16 protein-coding genes are annotated in these 17,972 nt (G+C 71.4%); 3 read left to right on the plus strand and 13 right to left on the minus strand.

Annotated features, from left to right (window positions below; all coding sequences use genetic code 11):
* Positions 1–46 precede the first annotated feature (46 nt).
* On the minus strand, positions 47–1,459 hold the full coding sequence (ngcE, locus tag AOM46_RS21670; RefSeq protein ID WP_062214235.1) for an N-acetylglucosamine/diacetylchitobiose ABC transporter substrate-binding protein: 1,413 nt from the start codon (positions 1,457–1,459) through the stop codon (positions 47–49).
* Positions 1,460–1,741: 282 nt separating this feature from the next.
* On the minus strand, positions 1,742–4,462 hold the full coding sequence (gene acnA / locus AOM46_RS21675; RefSeq protein WP_062214236.1) for an aconitate hydratase AcnA: 2,721 nt from the start codon (positions 4,460–4,462) through the stop codon (positions 1,742–1,744).
* Positions 4,463–4,816: 354 nt separating this feature from the next.
* On the opposite strand from acnA, the gene AOM46_RS21680 reads away from it, so the two are divergent.
* Positions 4,817–5,347 carry a hypothetical protein gene (locus AOM46_RS21680; RefSeq protein ID WP_062214237.1) on the plus strand — a complete coding sequence of 177 codons (531 nt, stop codon included), beginning with the start codon at positions 4,817–4,819 and terminating at the stop codon, positions 5,345–5,347.
* Between the two features lie 45 nt (positions 5,348–5,392).
* Here the strand turns inward: AOM46_RS21680 and AOM46_RS21685 are convergent, their stop codons facing one another.
* From AOM46_RS21685 to AOM46_RS21695, 3 genes are all read right to left on the minus strand, one after another.
* A complete protein-coding gene (locus AOM46_RS21685; RefSeq protein WP_062214408.1) occupies positions 5,393–6,268 on the minus strand; it encodes an aminoglycoside phosphotransferase family protein in 876 nt (291 codons plus the stop codon).
* An 87-nt stretch (positions 6,269–6,355) separates the two neighbouring features.
* Positions 6,356–6,730 carry a GntR family transcriptional regulator gene (locus AOM46_RS21690; RefSeq protein ID WP_062214238.1) on the minus strand — a complete coding sequence of 125 codons (375 nt, stop codon included), beginning with the start codon at positions 6,728–6,730 and terminating at the stop codon, positions 6,356–6,358.
* A complete protein-coding gene (locus tag AOM46_RS21695) occupies positions 6,730–7,698 on the minus strand; it encodes a DUF1648 domain-containing protein (RefSeq protein ID WP_062214239.1) in 969 nt (322 codons plus the stop codon). The genes AOM46_RS21690 and AOM46_RS21695 overlap by 1 nt, the downstream gene beginning before the upstream one ends.
* Positions 7,699–7,891: 193 nt before the next feature.
* Between AOM46_RS21695 and AOM46_RS21700 the strand changes: the two genes are divergently transcribed.
* Complete coding sequence (locus AOM46_RS21700; protein ID WP_062214240.1) at positions 7,892–9,421, plus strand: UDP-N-acetylglucosamine 1-carboxyvinyltransferase; 1,530 nt, start codon at positions 7,892–7,894, stop codon at positions 9,419–9,421.
* Between the two features lie 65 nt (positions 9,422–9,486).
* On the opposite strand, the gene AOM46_RS21705 is transcribed toward AOM46_RS21700, so the two are convergent.
* The 5 genes from AOM46_RS21705 to AOM46_RS21725 form a co-directional block, all read right to left on the minus strand.
* Entirely contained in the window at positions 9,487–10,554 is a 1,068-nt protein-coding gene (locus AOM46_RS21705) for a hypothetical protein (RefSeq protein ID WP_062214241.1), read from the minus strand.
* 174 nt (positions 10,555–10,728) lie between these two features.
* Entirely contained in the window at positions 10,729–12,018 is a 1,290-nt protein-coding gene (locus AOM46_RS21710; protein ID WP_158920542.1) for an ABC transporter substrate-binding protein, read from the minus strand.
* A 160-nt stretch (positions 12,019–12,178) separates the two neighbouring features.
* Positions 12,179–13,051 (minus strand): MauE/DoxX family redox-associated membrane protein, encoded by an 873-nt coding sequence (locus tag AOM46_RS21715; protein WP_062214243.1) that lies wholly within the window; start codon positions 13,049–13,051, stop codon positions 12,179–12,181.
* Positions 13,052–13,064: 13 nt separating this feature from the next.
* Positions 13,065–13,670: a hypothetical protein gene (locus AOM46_RS21720; RefSeq protein WP_062214244.1), complete on the minus strand. Its 606-nt coding sequence runs from the start codon at positions 13,668–13,670 to the stop codon at positions 13,065–13,067.
* A 43-nt stretch (positions 13,671–13,713) separates the two neighbouring features.
* On the minus strand, positions 13,714–14,187 hold the full coding sequence (locus AOM46_RS21725) for a septal ring lytic transglycosylase RlpA family protein (protein WP_234313900.1): 474 nt from the start codon (positions 14,185–14,187) through the stop codon (positions 13,714–13,716).
* A gap of 403 nt (positions 14,188–14,590) precedes the next feature.
* Between AOM46_RS21725 and AOM46_RS21730 the strand changes: the two genes are divergently transcribed.
* Positions 14,591–14,863 (plus strand): hypothetical protein, encoded by a 273-nt coding sequence (locus AOM46_RS21730; protein ID WP_062214245.1) that lies wholly within the window; start codon positions 14,591–14,593, stop codon positions 14,861–14,863.
* Between the two features lie 24 nt (positions 14,864–14,887).
* Here the strand turns inward: AOM46_RS21730 and AOM46_RS21735 are convergent, their stop codons facing one another.
* The 3 genes from AOM46_RS21735 to AOM46_RS21745 form a co-directional block, all read right to left on the minus strand.
* Positions 14,888–15,313, minus strand: coding sequence for a helix-turn-helix domain-containing protein (locus AOM46_RS21735; RefSeq protein ID WP_062214246.1), 426 nt, complete (start codon positions 15,311–15,313; stop codon positions 14,888–14,890).
* A gap of 770 nt (positions 15,314–16,083) precedes the next feature.
* The gene (locus AOM46_RS21740; RefSeq protein WP_062214247.1) at positions 16,084–16,812 is read right to left on the minus strand and encodes a class I SAM-dependent methyltransferase; all 729 of its coding nucleotides are present in this window, start codon (positions 16,810–16,812) and stop codon (positions 16,084–16,086) included.
* Positions 16,813–17,017: 205 nt separating this feature from the next.
* Positions 17,018–17,893 carry an isocitrate lyase/phosphoenolpyruvate mutase family protein gene (locus tag AOM46_RS21745; protein ID WP_062214248.1) on the minus strand — a complete coding sequence of 292 codons (876 nt, stop codon included), beginning with the start codon at positions 17,891–17,893 and terminating at the stop codon, positions 17,018–17,020.
* Positions 17,894–17,972: the final 79 nt, after the last annotated feature.

The raw sequence follows: 17,972 nt of genomic DNA on the forward strand, positions 1-17,972 counted from the left end.
GGGCAGTCTTTTCCTTAGCAACGTTCATGCCGCCGCCCCTCACCGCTCAGACGTGCTGGAACTTCTGGATCGAGTCGTCCTGAGCGGTGGCGTCCGCCGCGCGCTGACAGCGGTTGATCGCCTCCTCCGGATCGATGTCGCCGGCCATCATGGTGGCGATGGCGCCGCCGACCTCCTCGTTGTTCAACTGCTTGTACCAGTCCGGCAGCCGGGGCACGATCAGGTTGTCGCCGGCGGCCTCGAAGGACTCCTTGGCGCTGGCCAGTCCGGGCGGCAGGTCGAGCCCGTCGGCCGCGCCGCGCACACAGGTCAGCGAGGAGACCAGACCGGTGAAGTTCTTGGCCGACTCCTGGCCCAGCATGATGCGCAGGAACTCCAGCGCGCCATAGGGGTTGGCGGCGTCCGCCGGGATGAAGAACGGCTCACCGGCCGAGGCCCAGAGCGTCTCGAAGGGCATGGCGTCCGAGGAGTCGAGGCCGGTGGGCGGGCCGACCGCCATGTCGAAGTCCTCGGGGGTGTTGCGCCGCGACTCGTTCTCCACCCAGGAGCCGTTGGGGATGAACAGCGCGCGGTAGCCGTTCCATTCGTCCTGCGACTCCTCGTGCGTCATGCCCGGGCTGCCCCGCAACACATAGCCGCGCGCGGCGAGTTCATGGTACGCCTCGAACGCGGCCTTGACCGCGTCATGGCGCCAGGCGTTGGGCTCCAGGTTGTCGATGGCGCGCATCACGTCGGCGCCGCCGATCTTGGCGATGAACGGGTAGAGGGTGAAGTTGAAGTAGTACGGGTACTGCCCGGCGTAGGTCCAGCCGGCGATGCCCTCGCGCTTCGCCGCCTCGCAGACCGCGATCATCTCGTCCCAGGTGCGCGGGTACTCGACGCCGAGCCGGTCCAGGGCGGTCCGCGAGTACCACTGGCCGTAGACGGTGAAGGCGTAGTTGAGGCGCCACACCTCCTCGGTGCCGAACTGGCCCATCTCCACGGTGCTGGGCATCAGGGTGTCGCGGACGGTCACGTTCGGATCGTCGAGGGAGGGCGCGTCCAGCAGCTCGGTCAGGTCGTAGACCTGGTCGTTACGGATCAGTGCGGCGATGTCCATGGCGTCGGCGCCGCCGTTGTTGATCACGTCGGGCGGTTCGCCCTGCACCATGCGGGGCTGGAGTCTGCGGGAGATCTCGGTGGTCTTGTCGTGCTGGACGCTGCCGAAATCCTCCTGGTAGATCGCCTCGGCGTCCAGCGCGTACTGGTCGCCGAACCCTCCGTCGAAGATGACCACCTCCAGTTCCCCGTCGGGGTCGGCGCCGAAGGGGTTGTCGTCGGACACCTCGCCCCGCTCGGCGGAATCGTCGTCGCCGCCGCCGCTGGCGCAGCCGGCCAACGCGCCCATGGCGGGCACGGTGAAGAGCCCGGCGGCGGCGGAACGGGTGAGCAGGGAACGGCGGTTCAGGTTGGACCTCATGCGCAGCCTCGCCTTCCTGAGGGGAGTCGGACGGATGGCCGCCGACTGCCCGACAGGTATAGTCCACTTGGCGCGCACGGGGAAGATCGCGCACGAAGATCGTCGGGAGGCTTTTCCGAGTTGAGATCTCCGTGACACACATCGAGGGCCGGCCACATCCGAGTGAATCTCGGAATCGTGGCCGGCCCTCGCGTTGACCAGGCGTTATATCCGGCGGGCTGTCAACTCAGCCGCATCTGGCGGCACATGGGCCCCCGTCGGCACGGTCAACCTGGCGGAAACTCACTTACGCAGCAGCGAACGCAGCACGTACTGCATGATGCCGCCGTTGCGGTAGTAGTCCGCCTCGCCGGGGGTGTCGATCCGCACCGTGGCGTCGAACTCCACCCCGCCGTCGGTCGAGACCCGGACCGTGCTCGGCACCGAACCCTCGTTGAGCGCGGTGACCCCGGTGATGGAGAAGGTCTCCTCGCCGGTGAGGCCGAGCGAGGTCGCCGACTGGCCCTCGGGGAACTGCAGCGGCAGCACGCCCATGCCGATCAGGTTGGAGCGGTGGATGCGCTCGTAGGACTCGGCGATCACGGCCCGCACGCCCAGCAGCGCGGTGCCCTTGGCCGCCCAGTCCCGGGACGAACCCGAGCCGTACTCCTTGCCGGCCAGCACCACCAGCGGGATGCCCGCCGCCTGGTAGTTGCTGGAGGCGTCGTAGATGAACGAGACCGGCGCCTCCGGCTGCGTGAAGTCGCGGGTGTAGCCGCCCTCCGTCCCCGGCGCGATCTGGTTCCGCAGCCGGATGTTGGCGAAGGTGCCCCGGATCATCACCTCGTGGTTGCCGCGCCGCGAGCCGTAGGAGTTGAAGTCCCGCCGCTCGACGCCGTGTTCGGTGAGGTACTTGCCGGCGGGGGTGTCCGCCTTGATGGCGCCGGCCGGCGAGATGTGGTCGGTGGTCACGGAGTCCCCGAGCTTGGCCAGCACCCGCGCCCCGGTGATGTCGACGACCGGCGACGGCTGCTCCGTCATGCCCTCGAAGTACGGGGGCTTGCGCACATAGGTGGACTCCGGGTCCCACTCGAACGTCGAACCCGTCGGGATGGGCAGCGCGTTCCACTGGGTGTCGCCGGCGAAGACGTCGGCGTAGCTCTCGCCGAACATCTCCTGGCCGATGGCCGAGGCCACGACCTCCTCGATCTCCTGCTCGCTGGGCCAGATGTCCCGCAGGTAGACCGGCTTGCCGTCCTGGTCGGCGCCCAGCGGCTCCTTGGTGATGTCCACCTTCATCGAGCCCGCGATGGCGTAGGCGACCACCAGCGGCGGGGACGCCAGGTAGTTCATCTTGACGTCGGGGTTGATCCGACCCTCGAAGTTGCGGTTGCCGGAGAGCACCGACACCACGGCCAGGTCGTGCTCGTTGACCGCCTGGGAGATCTCCTCGGGCAGCGGGCCCGAGTTGCCGATGCAGGTGGTGCAGCCGTAACCGACCAGGTTGAAGCCGAGCTTGTCCAGGTAGGGGGTGAGGCCGGCGCGGTCGTAGTAGTCCATGACCACCTTGGAACCGGGCGCCAGGGTGGTCTTCACCCACGGCTTCCTGGTCAGGCCGCGCTCCACCGCCTTCTTGGCGAGCAGCGCCGCGCCCACCATCACCGAGGGGTTGGAGGTGTTGGTGCAGGAGGTGATGGCGGCGACCGTGACCGCGCCGTGGTCCAGCTCGAAGCTGGCGCCCTCGGCGGTGGTGACGGTGACCCGCTTGGTGGGCGTCCCGTTGCTGACCGCCGGCGAGTCGGAGGCCGGGAAGGACTCCTTGCCCGCCTCGTCGGAGTCCGCGTTCGGCACATAGGCGCGCACATCGTCGGCGAACTTGGCGGTGGCGTCGGCCAGCACGATGCGGTCCTGCGGGCGCTTGGGCCCGGCGATGGACGGCACCACGGTGGACAGGTCCAGCTCCAGGTACTCGCTGAACTCCGGCTCGTGCGCCGCGTCCAGCCACAGGCCCTGCTCCTTGGCGTACGCCTCGACGAGCGCCAGCTGCTGGGCGTCGCGGCCGGTCAGCCGCAGATAGCTGATGGTCTCCCCGTCGATCGGGAAGATCGCCGCCGTGGAGCCGAACTCCGGCGACATGTTGCCGATGGTGGCCCGGTTGGCCAGCGGGATGGCGCCCACGCCCTCGCCGTAGAACTCGACGAACTTCCCGACGACGCCGTGCTTGCGCAGCATCTCGGTGATGGTGAGCACCAGGTCGGTCGCGGTGGTGCCGGTGGGCAGCTCGCCGGTGAGCTTGAAGCCCACCACGCGCGGGATCAGCATGGAGACCGGCTGGCCGAGCATCGCGGCCTCCGCCTCGATGCCGCCGACGCCCCAGCCCAGCACGCCCAGGCCGTTGACCATGGTGGTGTGCGAGTCGGTGCCGACCAGCGTGTCGGGGTACGCCTGCCCGTTGCGGACCATCACGGTGCGGGCCAGATGCTCGATGTTCACCTGGTGCACGATGCCGGTGCCCGGGGGCACCACCTTGAACTCGTCGAACGCGGTCTGACCCCACCGCAGGAACTGGTAACGCTCGCGGTTGCGGCCGTACTCCAGCTCCACGTTCTGCTGGAAGGCGTTGGCGGTGCCGAACTTGTCGGCGATCACCGAGTGGTCGATGACCAACTCGGCGGGGGCGAGCGGGTTGATGCGCGCCGGGTCGCCGCCCAGCTCGCGCACCGCCTCGCGCATGGTGGCGAGGTCCACCACACAGGGCACGCCCGTGAAGTCCTGCATGATCACCCGCGCCGGCGTGAACTGGATCTCGCGGCTGGGCTGTGCGCTGGCATCCCAACCGGCCAGGGCCCGGATGTGATCGGCGGTGATGTTCGCCCCGTCCTCGGTACGGAGCAGGTTCTCCAGCAGCACCTTCAGGCTGTACGGCAGGCGGGCCGAGCCCTCCACCTTGTCCAGCCGGAAAATCTCGTACGACTCGTCGCCCACCCGCAGGGTGCTGCGAGCGTCGAAGCTGTTCGCCGACACGACTGTCTCCTTCACCACATGATTTCGCGCGTTCTACCGCAATCCTGCCGTGCGCACCGGGCCACCACTCGCTAAGGGAACCCTAAGTAGTTCCCGCACAACGAGAGCGCCGGCAGGCTGCTTCCGGCTTTCCGCCGTCAAAGATATCTCGATGTCGAGATAACTCTACCGCATCCCCTCGGACAGGTGTCGGAGAGCGGGACGCCGCGCCGGGCCCGGGCGCCGGGGTGGGCGGCCCACTTCGCCCCCGTCATCCCCGGGGTGGACGGCCCGGGCGCCGGTCCCCCGCCGGGCGGAACAAGGTCCGGCCACGGAGCTGATCCGCACCCCCATCGGCCCTACCAGGCTGGGCACATGACCACCACGAACGCGCCCGGGCCGGGCCCAGGAACCGCGGGGCCCGCCCGGCCGCCCGTGCCGGCCTGGGCCGAGCGCGTCGCGCACGCCATCCCGCTGGTCGTGCTGCCGGTCGGCGTCTGGCGGCTGCCGATCGGTTTCGGACACGGCATGGGCGGCGAGCCGATGCCCTCGGCCTGGTTCAGTGACCCGTATGTCGTCGGGCTGACGGTCCTCAGCGAACTTCTGGCGCTGCTCGGCTTCGGACTGGTCCGCCGCTGGGGCGAGATCGTGCCCCGGTGGGTGCCCCGGCTCGGCGGGCGGCGCGTCCCGCCCGCCGCTGTGACCGTCCCCGCGACCCTGGGCGGCCTCGCCCTCACGGCGATCACCGTCCAGTGGGTGTACGAGGCGACCACCAGCGGCAGGGACGCCTGGCCCTACGCCCCGGGCTGGGATCTCCTGGCGATGACGGTGAGCGGGCTGATGAGCCTGTGGGGTCCGCTGCTGCTGGCCCTCACCTACGCGTACCACCGACGCCGCCGGGCCTGACTCCGGACCTGACTCCGGGCCCGGCTTTCGGCGGCCACGGCGGCGTCAACGGGTCAACGTCAGGAGTTCGTCGATCGCGGGTTCCGGGCCGCCCGAGGCGAGGTGGGCGACGGCGGCGAAGGGGGCGATGGTTCGGCTCCAGGCGTGGAGGCGGTCGGGGTCGAGTCCGCAGGCCGCGGCCACCCGTGCGCAGCGGGCCCCGACGCCGTCCGTTCCGGCGCCGGCCACCACATAGTCCACCGCGTCGAAGCAGGGATCGCCCACACACGCCTTCGGGTCGATGGCCATCAGCCCCCGCTCCCGGCCGCCGTCGAGCACATTGCCCAGGTGCAGATCGCCATGGAGCAGCACGGTGGTGCTCGGCGTGTCGAGCAGTCGTTCGCAGCGTCGGACGGCGAGATCCCAGGCGGCGGTGTCGAGGCGGGCCGCGATCGCCGGCTCGGTCAGCCGCCGGCCGACCCGGGCGAAGGCTTCTTCCATCCGGCCGCGCAGCGTTCGTGTGGGCCGGGGCGGCGGGGGCACCGAGTGCAGCGCGGCGAGGAGTTCGGCCCACCGCGCCGGGAGCGAGGCGGCCGGCAGGTCATCCGCCGGCGTTCCCGGCACGATCTCCTCCAGCACCATGGCGCCCGCGTGCTCGTCGAAGGCCAGCACGGCGGGCACCCGGCCGGACGGGGCGAACCGGGCCAGCATCCGGGTCTGCTCGGCCAACAGGGCGCGTTCCGGGCTGAGTTTGAGCACCGCCGGCGTTCCGTCCGGCCAGCGGCAGCGCAGGGTGACCGACGAGGCGCCGTCCGGGAGCGGCCCGTCGAGCGTCAGGCCCCAACGGGATGCCAGCCGGGCGATCAGTTCGGGCGTGTCGGCGCACCAGGCGGCGGCTTCCGGGCCGAACCGGCCGACGATTCTGGTGGTCAGGCTCGCCAGATCGATGAACTCTTCCGTCATCCGGGTCAGTGTGCCGCTCCCCTGGCCGCTGTCCACCGGCTTTCCCCGCCCGGACGGCGGCGCGGGTCAGGGGCGGCCCGCGTGGTTGGGGAGTTGGGTCTCCACCAGATGCAGGATCTCGTGGTCGCCGAGGCCCTGCCGGCGGGACTCGGCGACCAGCTCGGCGGCCAGCCGCACCAGCTGCGCGCGGCGGGGCGCGTCCGTCCGGCCGGTGATCACCGTGCCGCGCCCCCGGCGCACCTCGACCAGGCCCTCGTCCCGCAGCCGCTGGTAACCCCGCAGCACCGTATGGACGTTGATCCCCAGGGAGTCGGCCAGCGAGCGGGCCGGCGGCAGCCGTTCGCCGGCGGTGGCGGTGCCGTCGGCGATGGCGCCCCGCACACAGCCGGCGATCTGATCACCCAGCGGGACGGGCGAGTCGGGGGTGACGCGGAACAGCATCAGGCCGCGCTCCCCCGCCGACGCTCCGCCAGCCCGTTGAGCAGCGCCGCGGCCGTCTCGGCGTCGTCGACGGTGACCACGAACGCCCGGCCGTCGGCCAGCCGCAGCGACAGCGCCTCCCCCGAGCGCAGCACCAGACCCGAGGCGCCGGGGCGCACCCGATAACCCCAGCCGCCGAAGTCGGCGACCGGCCTGACCTGGCGGACGCCCGCGTCCACCACCCGCTCCATCGGGACGGAGAGCCGGGGCCTGGGCAGCAGCGGCAGATCCACCAGCAGGCCGTGCTCGTCGACGGTGACCCGCGCGGCGGCGCAGGCGCCGACCAGCGCCGCCGTCACCAGCACGATCACGCCGGGGATCCAGTCCCCCATCGCCAGCGGCAGCACCGCCGCCAGCGCGGCGACCCCGGCCCCGAAGAGCAGCGCGCGCGAGCCGACCGACCGGCTCCAGACGGCGTTCTCGCCGTCGGCCAGCGGCATCGCGGGGACCGGGGGCACGGCCTGGCCCGGCCAGGAGCCGTCGTCGTCCGCCGCGCCCGACCGGCCGGTCAGCAGCCAGGCCGCCCAGCCGACCAGCGCCGCCGCGCCGAAGATCAGCGGCAGCCACCACAGCGGCAGTTCGGCGGCCGCCGGATCCGTCAGATCGGCGTTGACGACCAGCGCGCAGATGAGCACGGCGCCGGTGACGGTGGCGACGGCGGCGCCGATGGCGACCAGGAACCTGGGCGGCCCGAAGCGGCCGAGCCAGACGGACAGGACCATCACCAGACCCGTGGCGACCAGGGTGAACAGGCCGCCGATCACGGCGAAGTCGCGCGACAGGAAGCCGTCCGCCCCGCCGGAGCCGCCGAAGTGCGTCGCCACCCGGTCCGGCAGCCGGTCGTAGAGACGGATCGCGGTGACCAGATAGACGGTGGCGGCCACCGCGAAGGGCAGGGCCACCAGGACGACGTTTCTGACGCTGCGCATGTGCTCTCCCCTGGCTCGTGGCGGGCGCCCCGTCCCGGTCGAAACCCCGGGCCCCGCGCCGCCGTTCGCATGGACGTCCGCCGATTGTTCGCATTCAATGAGAACAAGTAGAACATATGACTGTCCGGCGTGTCATCACTCGAACGGAGCAGCTGGGGAGGAGCAATCTCATATGTGAGATAAGCTCGTACTCATGATCGATGACTACCTGGCCCGCATCGGACAGCTCATTCGGGACGCACGCCAACATCGTGGCCTGACACAGTCCCAGCTCGCGGAGGCGCTCAGCACCAGTCAGAGCGCGGTCAACCGTATCGAACGGGGAAACCAGAACATCAGCCTTGAGATGATCGCCCGCATCGGCGAGGCGCTTGACAGCGAGATCGTCTCGTTGGGTTACGCCGGTCCGATGCATCTGCGGGTCGTCGGCGGCAGACGGCTGCACGGCAGCATCGATGTGAAAACCAGTAAGAACGCCTGTGTGGCGCTGCTGTGCGGCAGCCTGCTCAACTCCGGCCGCACGGTGCTGCGCCGGGTCGCCAGGATCGAGGAGGTCTTCCGCATCCTGGAGGTGCTGAACTCGGTCGGCGTGCGCACCCGTTGGATCAACGAGGGCGCCGACCTGGAGATCGTGCCGCCGGCCGAGCTCGATCTGGACGCGATCGACCAGGACGCGGCCCGCCGCACCAGGAGCATCATCATGTTCCTCGGCCCGCTGCTGCACCGGATGGACCGCTTCAAGATCCCCTACGCCGGCGGCTGCGACCTCGGCACCCGCACCGTCGAGCCGCACATGATGGCGCTGCGCCGCTTCGGCCTCGAAGTCACCGCGACCGACGGCGTCTACCACGCGACGGTCAACCCCGAGACGAGCCTGGACCGCCCGATCGTGCTGACCGAGCGCGGCGACACCGTCACGGAGAACGCGCTGCTGGCCGCCGCCCGGCACGACGGCACCACGGTGATCCGCAATGCCTCGTCCAACTACATGGTTCAGGATCTGTGCTTCTTCCTTGAGCAACTGGGCGTCGGCATCGAGGGCGTGGGCACCACCACGCTCACCGTGCACGGTGTCCCCGAGATCGACCGCGATGTGGACTACTCCCCGTCCGAGGACCCGGTCGAGGCGATGAGCCTGATCGCCGCCGCGGTGGTCACCGAGTCCGAGCTGACCGTCCGCCGGGTGCCGATGGAGTTCCTTGAGATCGAGCTAGCGGTGCTGGAGGGCATGGGCCTGGACCACGACCTCGGCCCCGAGTACAAGGCGGACAACGGCCGCACCCGGCTGGCCGACCTGACGGTCCGGCCCTCCAAGCTGGAGGCACCGATCGACAAGATCCACCCGATGCCGTTCCCCGGCCTGAACATCGACAACGCGCCGTTCTTCGCGGCGATCGCGGCCACCGCGCACGGCTCGACCATGATCCACGACTGGGTCTACGACAACCGCGCCATCTATCTCACCGACCTCAACCGCCTCGGCGGCCGGCTCCAACTCCTCGACCCACACCGGGTGTTGGTCGAGGGCCCCACACGCTGGCGAGCCGCCGAGATGATGTGCCCGCCGGCCCTGCGCCCGGCCGTGGTGGTGCTGCTGGCGATGATGGCGGCCGAGGGCACGTCGGTGCTGCGCAACGTCTATGTGATCAACCGGGGGTACGAGGACCTGGCCGAACGGCTGAACTCCGTCGGCGCCCAGATCGAGACCTTCCGCGACATCTGATCCCGCCGTTCCGGAAAGGCGGGCCGCCGCACCCGGGAGCGGGGTGCGGCGGCCCGCCCTGGCGCTCAGGGAGCGAGGGCGCCGACCCGGGCGAAGGGCACGGTGAAGGCGTCGTAGTCCTCCTTCTCGTGTGAGGTGGACTCGTCGGGCCCGTAAGGCTCAAGGGCGTTGTCCAGCACGGTCGGATCGTGCGGCAGCGACTCCACGGCCGACTGGCCGAAGGTGGAGACCACCATCACGCCCAGCCCCTGCTCCTCGACCGCCGCCCTGGTCAGACCGAGGGCGGCCAACGGGATCCCGATCTCGTAGACGGTGTCCTGCTCGGGGTCGTGACCGCCGGCGAGCAGATCGCTGTAGAGCGTGGGATCGGCGAGGTCGTCCGGGGTGTAGCCGGCGTGGCCGTTGCCCTCGATGCCCCACACCTCGTCGACGGTGAGCCCGTCCCCGTACGCGTACTCGATGCCCGCCTCCGCGAAGGAGGTGTTGTTGGCCGGCTGGTGGTCGAAGCCGCCCTCGGCGTTGAGGCCGAACAGCGCAGGCTCGCCGACCCCCGGCTTGGTGGAGAAGTTCGCCAGCCGGTCGACCTCCTCGTTGGCGAAGGAGGTGCGGATGTCCCAGACCCCGTCCGGGCCCGCGCCCACCACGCCGTCCGATCCGGCGGCCGGGTCGACGTCCAGGGCGATGGAGACGGGGAGGTCGATCGCGTAGGGCTTGCCGTTGCCCGACTGCGGGTAGTCCTGCGCGGGGTCGGCGACATCGGTGACATTGGTGTACTGCCACATCAGGTACAGGTTCTCGTCGTCCCAGGCGGCGGAGAGGGCATACAGGTCGTAGACCGGCCCCTCGTGGCTGCCCCGGAAGATGCGGGGGTCGTCATTGGCCACGCCCTGGGCGATGACCAGCTCCGGCGTCCAGTCGTCGGCCGCGCCGTCCACCGTGATGGTGGCCGAACCGCCCACGCCACCCTCCGGGTTGGTGGCGTAGTAGGGGCTGCCCGAGTCGGGTTCGGCGGCGGCAGGGCCGGTCGCCAGGGCGTGGCCGGCGGCCAGCGGGGCGAGGAGAACGGTCAGGGCCAGGGCGAGCCCGGCCCGGCCGCGCGGACCGGTACGGCTGGTGGGGGAACTTCTGCGCACAACGGCTCCTTCGGCTTGCTGCGGAAGGCCACACGCGCCAGCGGCCGTTCTGCAAGAAGATGCAGAAACTTGCGGCATCGTATGGGCGTTCCCCCGGGGTGTAAACAGTTCTCACAGGGAACCCCGCCATCGGGCCGAAACCGGGGCGTCAACGCTGGTCAACGCGTGGGCGGCTCACTCGCCGACCAGCCCGAGCAGGGTCTCCTGCAGCTCGGAGAGCGCGAGATCGCTCGGCTTCTCGCCGGTCATCGCCGCCTGGGCGGCCTCCTGGACGGCCGCGCTGACCTGGCTGTAGTTCACCGTCTGTGGTCGCGGCAGGGCGCCGATGATCGACTGCTTGAGCACCGGCAGATAGGGATAGCGCCGCACCGACTCGGGATCGTCGTAAAGATCCCCGTAGGCGGGGGCATTGGAGCCGACCGCCAGATTGGCGTGGGCGTTCTCCTCATTGGTCATGAAACGGATGAAGTCGATCGCGGTCGCCCCGTGCTCGGCGAACGAGGACACCGCGAGGTTGTGGCCACCCAGGCTGGACGAGCCGAGCCCCAACAGCCCCGGCAGCAGCGCGACATCGAAGTCGCCGGCCACCGCGCTCGATCCGTCGTCGGCGGCCAACGAGGTGTAGGCGTAGGGCCACTGCCGCATGAACACCAACTCGCCGTCCCGGAACGCCTCCCGCCCCTCCTCCTCGGTAAAGGCGATGGCCCCCTCCGGCACCAGGCCGTCCCGGAAGGCGTCCACCAGGAAGTCCAGGCCGGCCCGCGCCTGCAGGGTGTCGACCCGGGGGCGTCCGTCGCGGTCCACGATCTCGGCGCGGGCGGAGTGCAGTGCCTCGGCGAAGTTGACCGTCAGCCCCTCGTACCGCTCGAACTGGCCGGCGTAGCAGGACATTTCGCCGGCCTCCGGCAGGGCGAGCACCGCCGCGCAGGCGTCGCGCAACGCCGCCCAGGTCATGGGGGGTTGTGCGATGCCGGCGCGCTCCAGCAGATCGGTGCGGTAGTACAGCAGTCCGCCGTCGGCGTTCATCGGCACCGCGTACAGCTCGTCCCCGTACCGCGCGGTCTCCACCACCGGTGGCAGCATGGCGTCCAACGGGAAACGCTTCTCCGGCAGTTGGGCGATCCAGCCGTTCGCTGCGAACTCGGCGGTCCACACCACGTCCAGTGAGAGCACCGCGAACTCGTCGGAACCGGCCTCGGCGACGCGCACCAGCTCCCGGCGCTGCTCGTCGGGATCGGCCGACAGCTCGACAAAGGTGACCCGCTCGTCCGGGCGCTCCTCGTTCCACCGGTCGAGCTGCCCGCGCACCACGCCGGTCAGATCCTCGCCGGCCGCATAGGTGATGGGGCCACGCCCCTCGAATGCCTCCCCACGCCAGCCGCGCCCCACCACGAGCAGCGCGGCCACCACGATCAGAGCCATCACCCCGGCCGCCGCCGCCCACCGACCCCGCACTCTTCGCACACGCCCTCCAGACCGACCGGCACGGGCGTCGCGACGAGGGGGAACGGACCGCCGACCCCCCGGGCCACATCCCCCCGTGACTACTCCGCGTCACGCTAGGAGGGTGGCCGCGGGAGGTCAATACTTCCGCAAGCAATTTCGCAATTTCTTGCAGCAGTGGTCAGCCGTCGGGGGTGAGGACGAGATCCGGGGTGAGGACGGCTTCGGTTTCGCGGTCCACGACGCCGACGCGGATGACGCGTTCGGAGCGGCCGTCCCCGGTGGAGCGGACGTCGAGGGCGAAGAGGACGGAGACGGGGCGTTCCTGTTCGCCGACGCGGTGTGCGCCCGCGTAGTGGAGGATCCGCCAACCGTCCTCGTCCCAGTGCTCCAACAGCCCCGAGCGGATGATCGGGGAGACCGTCTCCCAGGCGAGGGAGCGTTCCAGGAGTTCGACCGAGGCCGCCACCGGGGTGCCGGCGCCGCCCGTGGTCAACGGGTGGCCGAACAGGCGCAGTCGGAGGCGGCGCAGCGGCGTCAGCCAGCGGTGCTCCGGCGCCGCCATCAGCCAGCCGAGGCCGGCGGCGCCCACCAGCAGCGTCGCCGCCGAGCCGAGGGGACGGTCCCCGACCACCGTCCACCAGGCGTCGTCGGCGAACGTGCCGACCGCCGCGCCCAGCGCCACCGCGCCGGCACGGGCGAACGAGTACCAGCCGACGGGGGCGGTGTCGGAAGCCGTGCATCCGCAGGAGGCGTCGGGCGCCACCAGCTTGGCCGCGACCAGATAGGCCAGGAAGCCGGCGCCGAGCAGTGCCCCGCCGAGGATCGGCGCCGACGCCAGGGGAGCGACCAACAGGCCGACGCCGACGGCGAGTTCGGCCACCCCGGTGGCACGGAGCAGCCGCACCGCGCGGCCCGGATCGCGCAGCAGCCTGGGCAGCGCGCTGCGCGCCGCCTGGGCGCGCAGCGAGCGGCGTGCCACCTTGTCGGCGCCGCTGAGCAGCAGCAGGCAGCCGACCAGCGGCGGCAGCAGAGAGGCGATGATCGAGGTCATGGCCGCCCCCGCCTCAGTGGCCGACCGTGACGCGGACCAGGTCCACGGCGCCGTCGGACGGCCGCCAGGCGCCCAGCACCTGGGCCGGCTGGCCGATCCGCAGCCGCGACAGATCCGATGTGAGCGCGCCGCCGGCGTAGGAGGCGGTGGTCTCCGGGATGGTCCGGCCCACCAGTGCCTGCTGGCCGTGCGTCAGATGGAGCCGTTGGCGTTCGATGCCACGGATGGTGGTGTAGAGGTTGACGATGTTGACCCAGACGGCGTCGGCCGCGATGGTGCCGTCCGGCATGGTCACGCCCCTGGCGTAGAGGCCGTCCCCCACCTCGATGTCCTCGGCGGTGGTGGGTCGGGCCTTCCAGACGCTGGTGGCGTTGGTGAGTTGCAGCCGGTGGGTCTCCCCGTGCGAGCCGGCGACATGCAGCAGGGAACGTCGGACGGCGCCGACGCGTCCCTCGGCGAAGCTCGCCCGCGAGACGGCGGGGTCGAGCGAGGGGCCGGGCGCGGCGAACGCGGCGTCGGCGTCCAGGGCGCCGAGCGCGGACGCGCCCACGATGGTGGCGCCGCCCAGCGCGGCGCTGGTCAGGAAGTCGCGGCGGGCGAACCGGTTCGGTCGGGTCATGTGCGGAACTCCTCGCGTCTGCCGGGGTGTGGGGGTGTCCGGGTCATTCGGTGATCAGCACCGGCAGTACGCCGGAGTCCAGGCTGCCGAGCGCGGCGAACGCGGCGGGCGTCAGGTCCAGCACCCGGTTGATCCGGCACTGGCCGCCGCAGCAGGACTGCTCGCCGCAGAAGCTGCGGGTGCGCGGCCCGCAGTCGGTGATGGTGATGCAGACGTTGGCGCCCGAGCACTGGTGCGTCACGTTCATGACCGATCCACAGCCTCGGCGCGGGATTCCGCCCTCGCCGCACAGGTCGGGGCGGGTGATGTCCCAGCACGCCTGGGAGGCGTTGGGCCAGGCGCCGTGGAGAGCGGCGGAGCGGCAGTTGCCGCAGGCGCCGCCGCCCTCGGTGCCGCAGGGGCCCCAGGCGGCGCCGCAGCAGAACCAGGTGGTTTCCCCTGCCCAGAGGGCGTTGGAGGAGCAGGCCACGATGAACTCCCTTTCGTCGGGGGTGCGTTCGCTCGATTTGATATGCACATGACATGCACGTGCATATGCTCGCGCGAGTGTCGGGGATCGTGCGAAGGGTGCGGGTGCGGAGGGTTACGCCGGGGGGCGGCGTCGTCGCCGTGATGCCATGCGCGGTGTGGGGGTGGGGGGTCCAGAGCGGTGCTGGCGGAGCGGCGACCGTCGCCCATAGTGCTCCTCCGTACCCGTGCGGCGCCAGAGGGCCGACCGACCGTCATTGGTGCGGTATATGGCGGGTTCTCCATGGAAGACGGGGCATTTTCGGCCATGGGCGCGCGGTCGGGGAAGCGGAGCTTCCGCTCGTGTTCCTCCGGTGAACCGGTCGGACGCGTCAGGGCGCATGACCTACCGCGATCCGGGGGACAGTGATCAGCAGGACCGGTCGTACCCGGCAGCGGTGAGGAGTTCCGTCATGGACCAGACGCTGGACAACAGACTGGACAACCGACTGGACAGGAAGACCACGCGACGCACCAGGGTGCTGTTCGCGGCGACGGTCGCGTGCGCCATGGCCCTGTCCCCCGTCTTCTTCCTGCACGAGTTGCTCGTCGGCGCTCTGGGGCTGGTCGTCACCGGCCTGGTCACCAGGGACCGCGAGGGCGCGGTGGCCAGGACGGCCACGGTCATCTTCGCCGGCCTGCTCGCCGGAAGCCTCCCCTATCTCCTGGTGGCGGCGGCGAGTTAGCCGCTCACGGCGTCGCGCCGAGCGCTACGCGCTGAGGGGTCGGGGGCGGCTGTCCGTTCGTCGGTCGTAGCTGGCTCGGGCGGCGCGTATCTCGTCGATGTTGGCGGTGCTCCACGCGGCGATGCCGGTCACCAGCTGGGCTATCTCGCGGCCCAGCGCGGTGAGTCGGTACTCCACCCGGGGCGGCACCGTCGGGAAGACGGTTCGGGTCAGCAGGCCCTCGCGCTCCAGCGCCCGCAGGGTCTGGGTGAGCATCTTCTGGGTCACGCCGTCGAGCCGGCGACGCAGTTCGTTGAAACGCATGACCCGGCCGTCCGCCAGCGCGACCAGCGCCAGCATGGTCCACTTGCCCGCGATCAGCTCCAGCACGGCGCGCGGGGGGCAGTCGCGCGAGAAGACGTCGTAGCAGCCGTGTTCGCCGTGTTTCTCGTGATCGAAGCCAGTATCCATGAGGTCCCTGAATACCAGAGAACGGCGCGTATTCCCATGCCACGGTGCGCTGGCCGCGCCGGCCAGACAGCGACGGCGGGGTGCGCTGGCCGCGCCGGCTGGGCGGGGGCGACGGGGCGCGGAGCGCTGGCCGCGCTGGCTGGGCGGGAACGGTTGAACGATCCGGGCGGCGCGGGCGGAGCGAGCGGCGCGGGACGCGGAGCGGAACGGAGCGGAGCGGAGCGCTGGCCGCGCCGGGGCAAGCGCGGGGCGGCCAAAGGCAACCGCGTCGCCGTCCAAGGTCGTTGACCGCACCGGTCTGGCCGGGAACGGTCGAACGGCCCAGGCGGAGGGGCACTGGCCGCGCCGGGTAAGCACGTAGAGGCGAGCCGGGGCGGGATGGGGCGCGCAGCGCTGGCCGCGCCAGCCGGGCGGGGCGGCGGAAATGGCGGGGCCGCCCGGGGCCGTTGGCCGCGCCGGCCGGACCGGAACGGGCGAACGGGCCGAGCGGCGCGGCGCGCTGGCCACGCCGGCTGAGCCGTCAACGGCAACGGCGGGCCGGGCGAGCGCGGGGTGGCAAGAGGCAACCGCGTTGCCGTCCAGAGTCGTTGGCCGCGCTGGCCGGGCCGAGCACACCGCCAGGTTCCCAGACAGCAACGGATGGGCCGTCCAGTGCTGTTGGCCGTGCCGGCCGCAGCGGCCTTTGCGGAGCACTCGGCAACGGCCCGGCGGCCCGGGGCCGTTGGCCGCGCCGGGCAGGCGGGGGTGGGCGGGCGGGCGGGGGCGGGGGGTTAGGGGTGTTGGAAGATGGCGGTCCAGAGGAAGGGGTGGCCGAAGGTGGGGGCGTCTGGTGGTTCTTCGCGCATGCGGCGGAGTTCGATCTCGGTGAGGTCGGAGAAGATCCACCGCAGTTCTTCGGGGGTGTAGGCGAGGCCGCCGTGGAGGTGGGAGTCCTGGTAGAAGGCCTCGTCCGGCAGTTCGGAGCCCATCGCGCCGGTGGCGAAGCAGCTGAGGACGAGGTGGCCGCCGGGGGCGAGGACCCGGTCGATCAGGGAGAGATAGCTGACGCGGCGGTGCGGCGGCAGATGGTGGAAGCAGCCCGAGTCGTGGATCAGGTCGTAGGGGCCGGTGAGTTCGGTCGTGGTGAGGGCGAACGCGTCGCCGGTGAGGAAGCGCACCTCGGCGCCCTGGGCGGCCGCTCGTTCGCGGGCCCAGGCGATGGCGGTGGGCGAGAGGTCGACGGCGTCCACCGCGCAGCCCCTGGCGGCCAGGTGGAGCGCGTTGCGTCCGGGACCGCAGCCGAGGTCGAGGGCGCGGCGCGGGGTGATCAGGCCACGGTCGAGCGCGGCGACCAGGTGTTCGTCCGGCTTGTCGACGAAGAAGGGGACCGGCCGGGAGCGGTCGGTGTAGAAGGTGTCCCACCAGTCGCCGGCGTCGACCGTCCACCGGTTGGCGTCGGGGGTGAACAGCCCGTCCAGCAGCCTCAGTACATCCTCGACGGTGCGTATGTTGCGGTCCATCCGAACTCCTCTCGCGCTGCCGGAACGCTAACCAGCGGACGGGAGAAAGGCCAGTTCAGCGGGGGTGCGGCGGGGCGCCGGGCGGGCGGCTCCCGGGGCTGCGGCGGGCGGGCGGCAGCGGGGGAAGGGGACCGGCCGAAGGGGCGGTGCGGCCCCCGCCGGGGGGCCGGACGGCGGCTTTCCCGGCGGGGCGAGGCGGCTTGGTTCACGAGGTGGGCGCGGGGTGGGCGCGGGGTGGGGTGTTGGTGCGCATCAGGGTGTCGAGTTCGCCGTATTCATAACCTCGTTCGAGGGATTGGTAGGTGCCCTTGGTGAGGAGTTCGACGGCCGCGCGTTCGGCGACGGCGTAGGCGGACTGGGTGAGCCCCGAGCCCACGCTGACCCGGGCGGCGCCGGCGGCGGCCAGTTCCTGGATGGTCGGTGCGCCGGGCCCGGTCAGCACATTGACCGGGGCGTCCAGGTTGTCGACCAGGGTGCGGATGATCTCGGGGTCGGTGACGCCGGGCACGAAGACGCCGCTGGCGCCCTCGTCGAGGTAGGCCCTGGCCCGTTCCAGCGTGGTGTCCAGCAGCGCCCCGCCCTCGCCCGCGCCGCGCAGGAAGACGTCGACGCGCGCGTTGAGGTAGAGCGGGACGCCGACCTCCTCGGCGGCCCTTCGCGCGGCGGCCACCCGTTCCCGCTGCTCGGCGACCGGGCGCAGGGCCGTGCTGCCGCCGTGGGCGGAGTCCTCCAGGTTGACGCCGACCGCGCCGGCCGCCAGCACCTGGCGGATGGTCTCGGCGACGCCGGTCGGGTCGGGCGCGTAGCCGGATTCGATGTCGGCCGTCACGGGGATGTCGACGGCGGCGGCGACCCGGGCGATCAGGTCGACCGCGAGCGACCTGGCCAGCATGTCGCCGTCCGGGGCGCCGAGGGACCAGGCGACGCCCGAGCTGGTGGTGGCGATGGCGGCGGCGCCCGCTCTCGCCACCAGTCGAGCGCTGAGCGCGTCCCAGGCGTTGGGCAGGACCAGCGGTTCGGCTCCGTGGTGGAGGCTGTGCAGGAGTCGGGCCTTGGTGACGCGGTTGGCTGTCTCACTCATGGGGCCAGTAGAGCAGTGTGGGACGGGTGGGGCTGGCGGTTTCCGGACGGCGGCGTTCCTGTGGCGCGGGGGCGTCGGT

Origin of the sequence: Streptomyces sp. NBRC 109706, assembly GCF_000974485.1 — a bacterium.
Classification (GTDB): domain Bacteria; phylum Actinomycetota; class Actinomycetes; order Streptomycetales; family Streptomycetaceae; genus Streptomyces.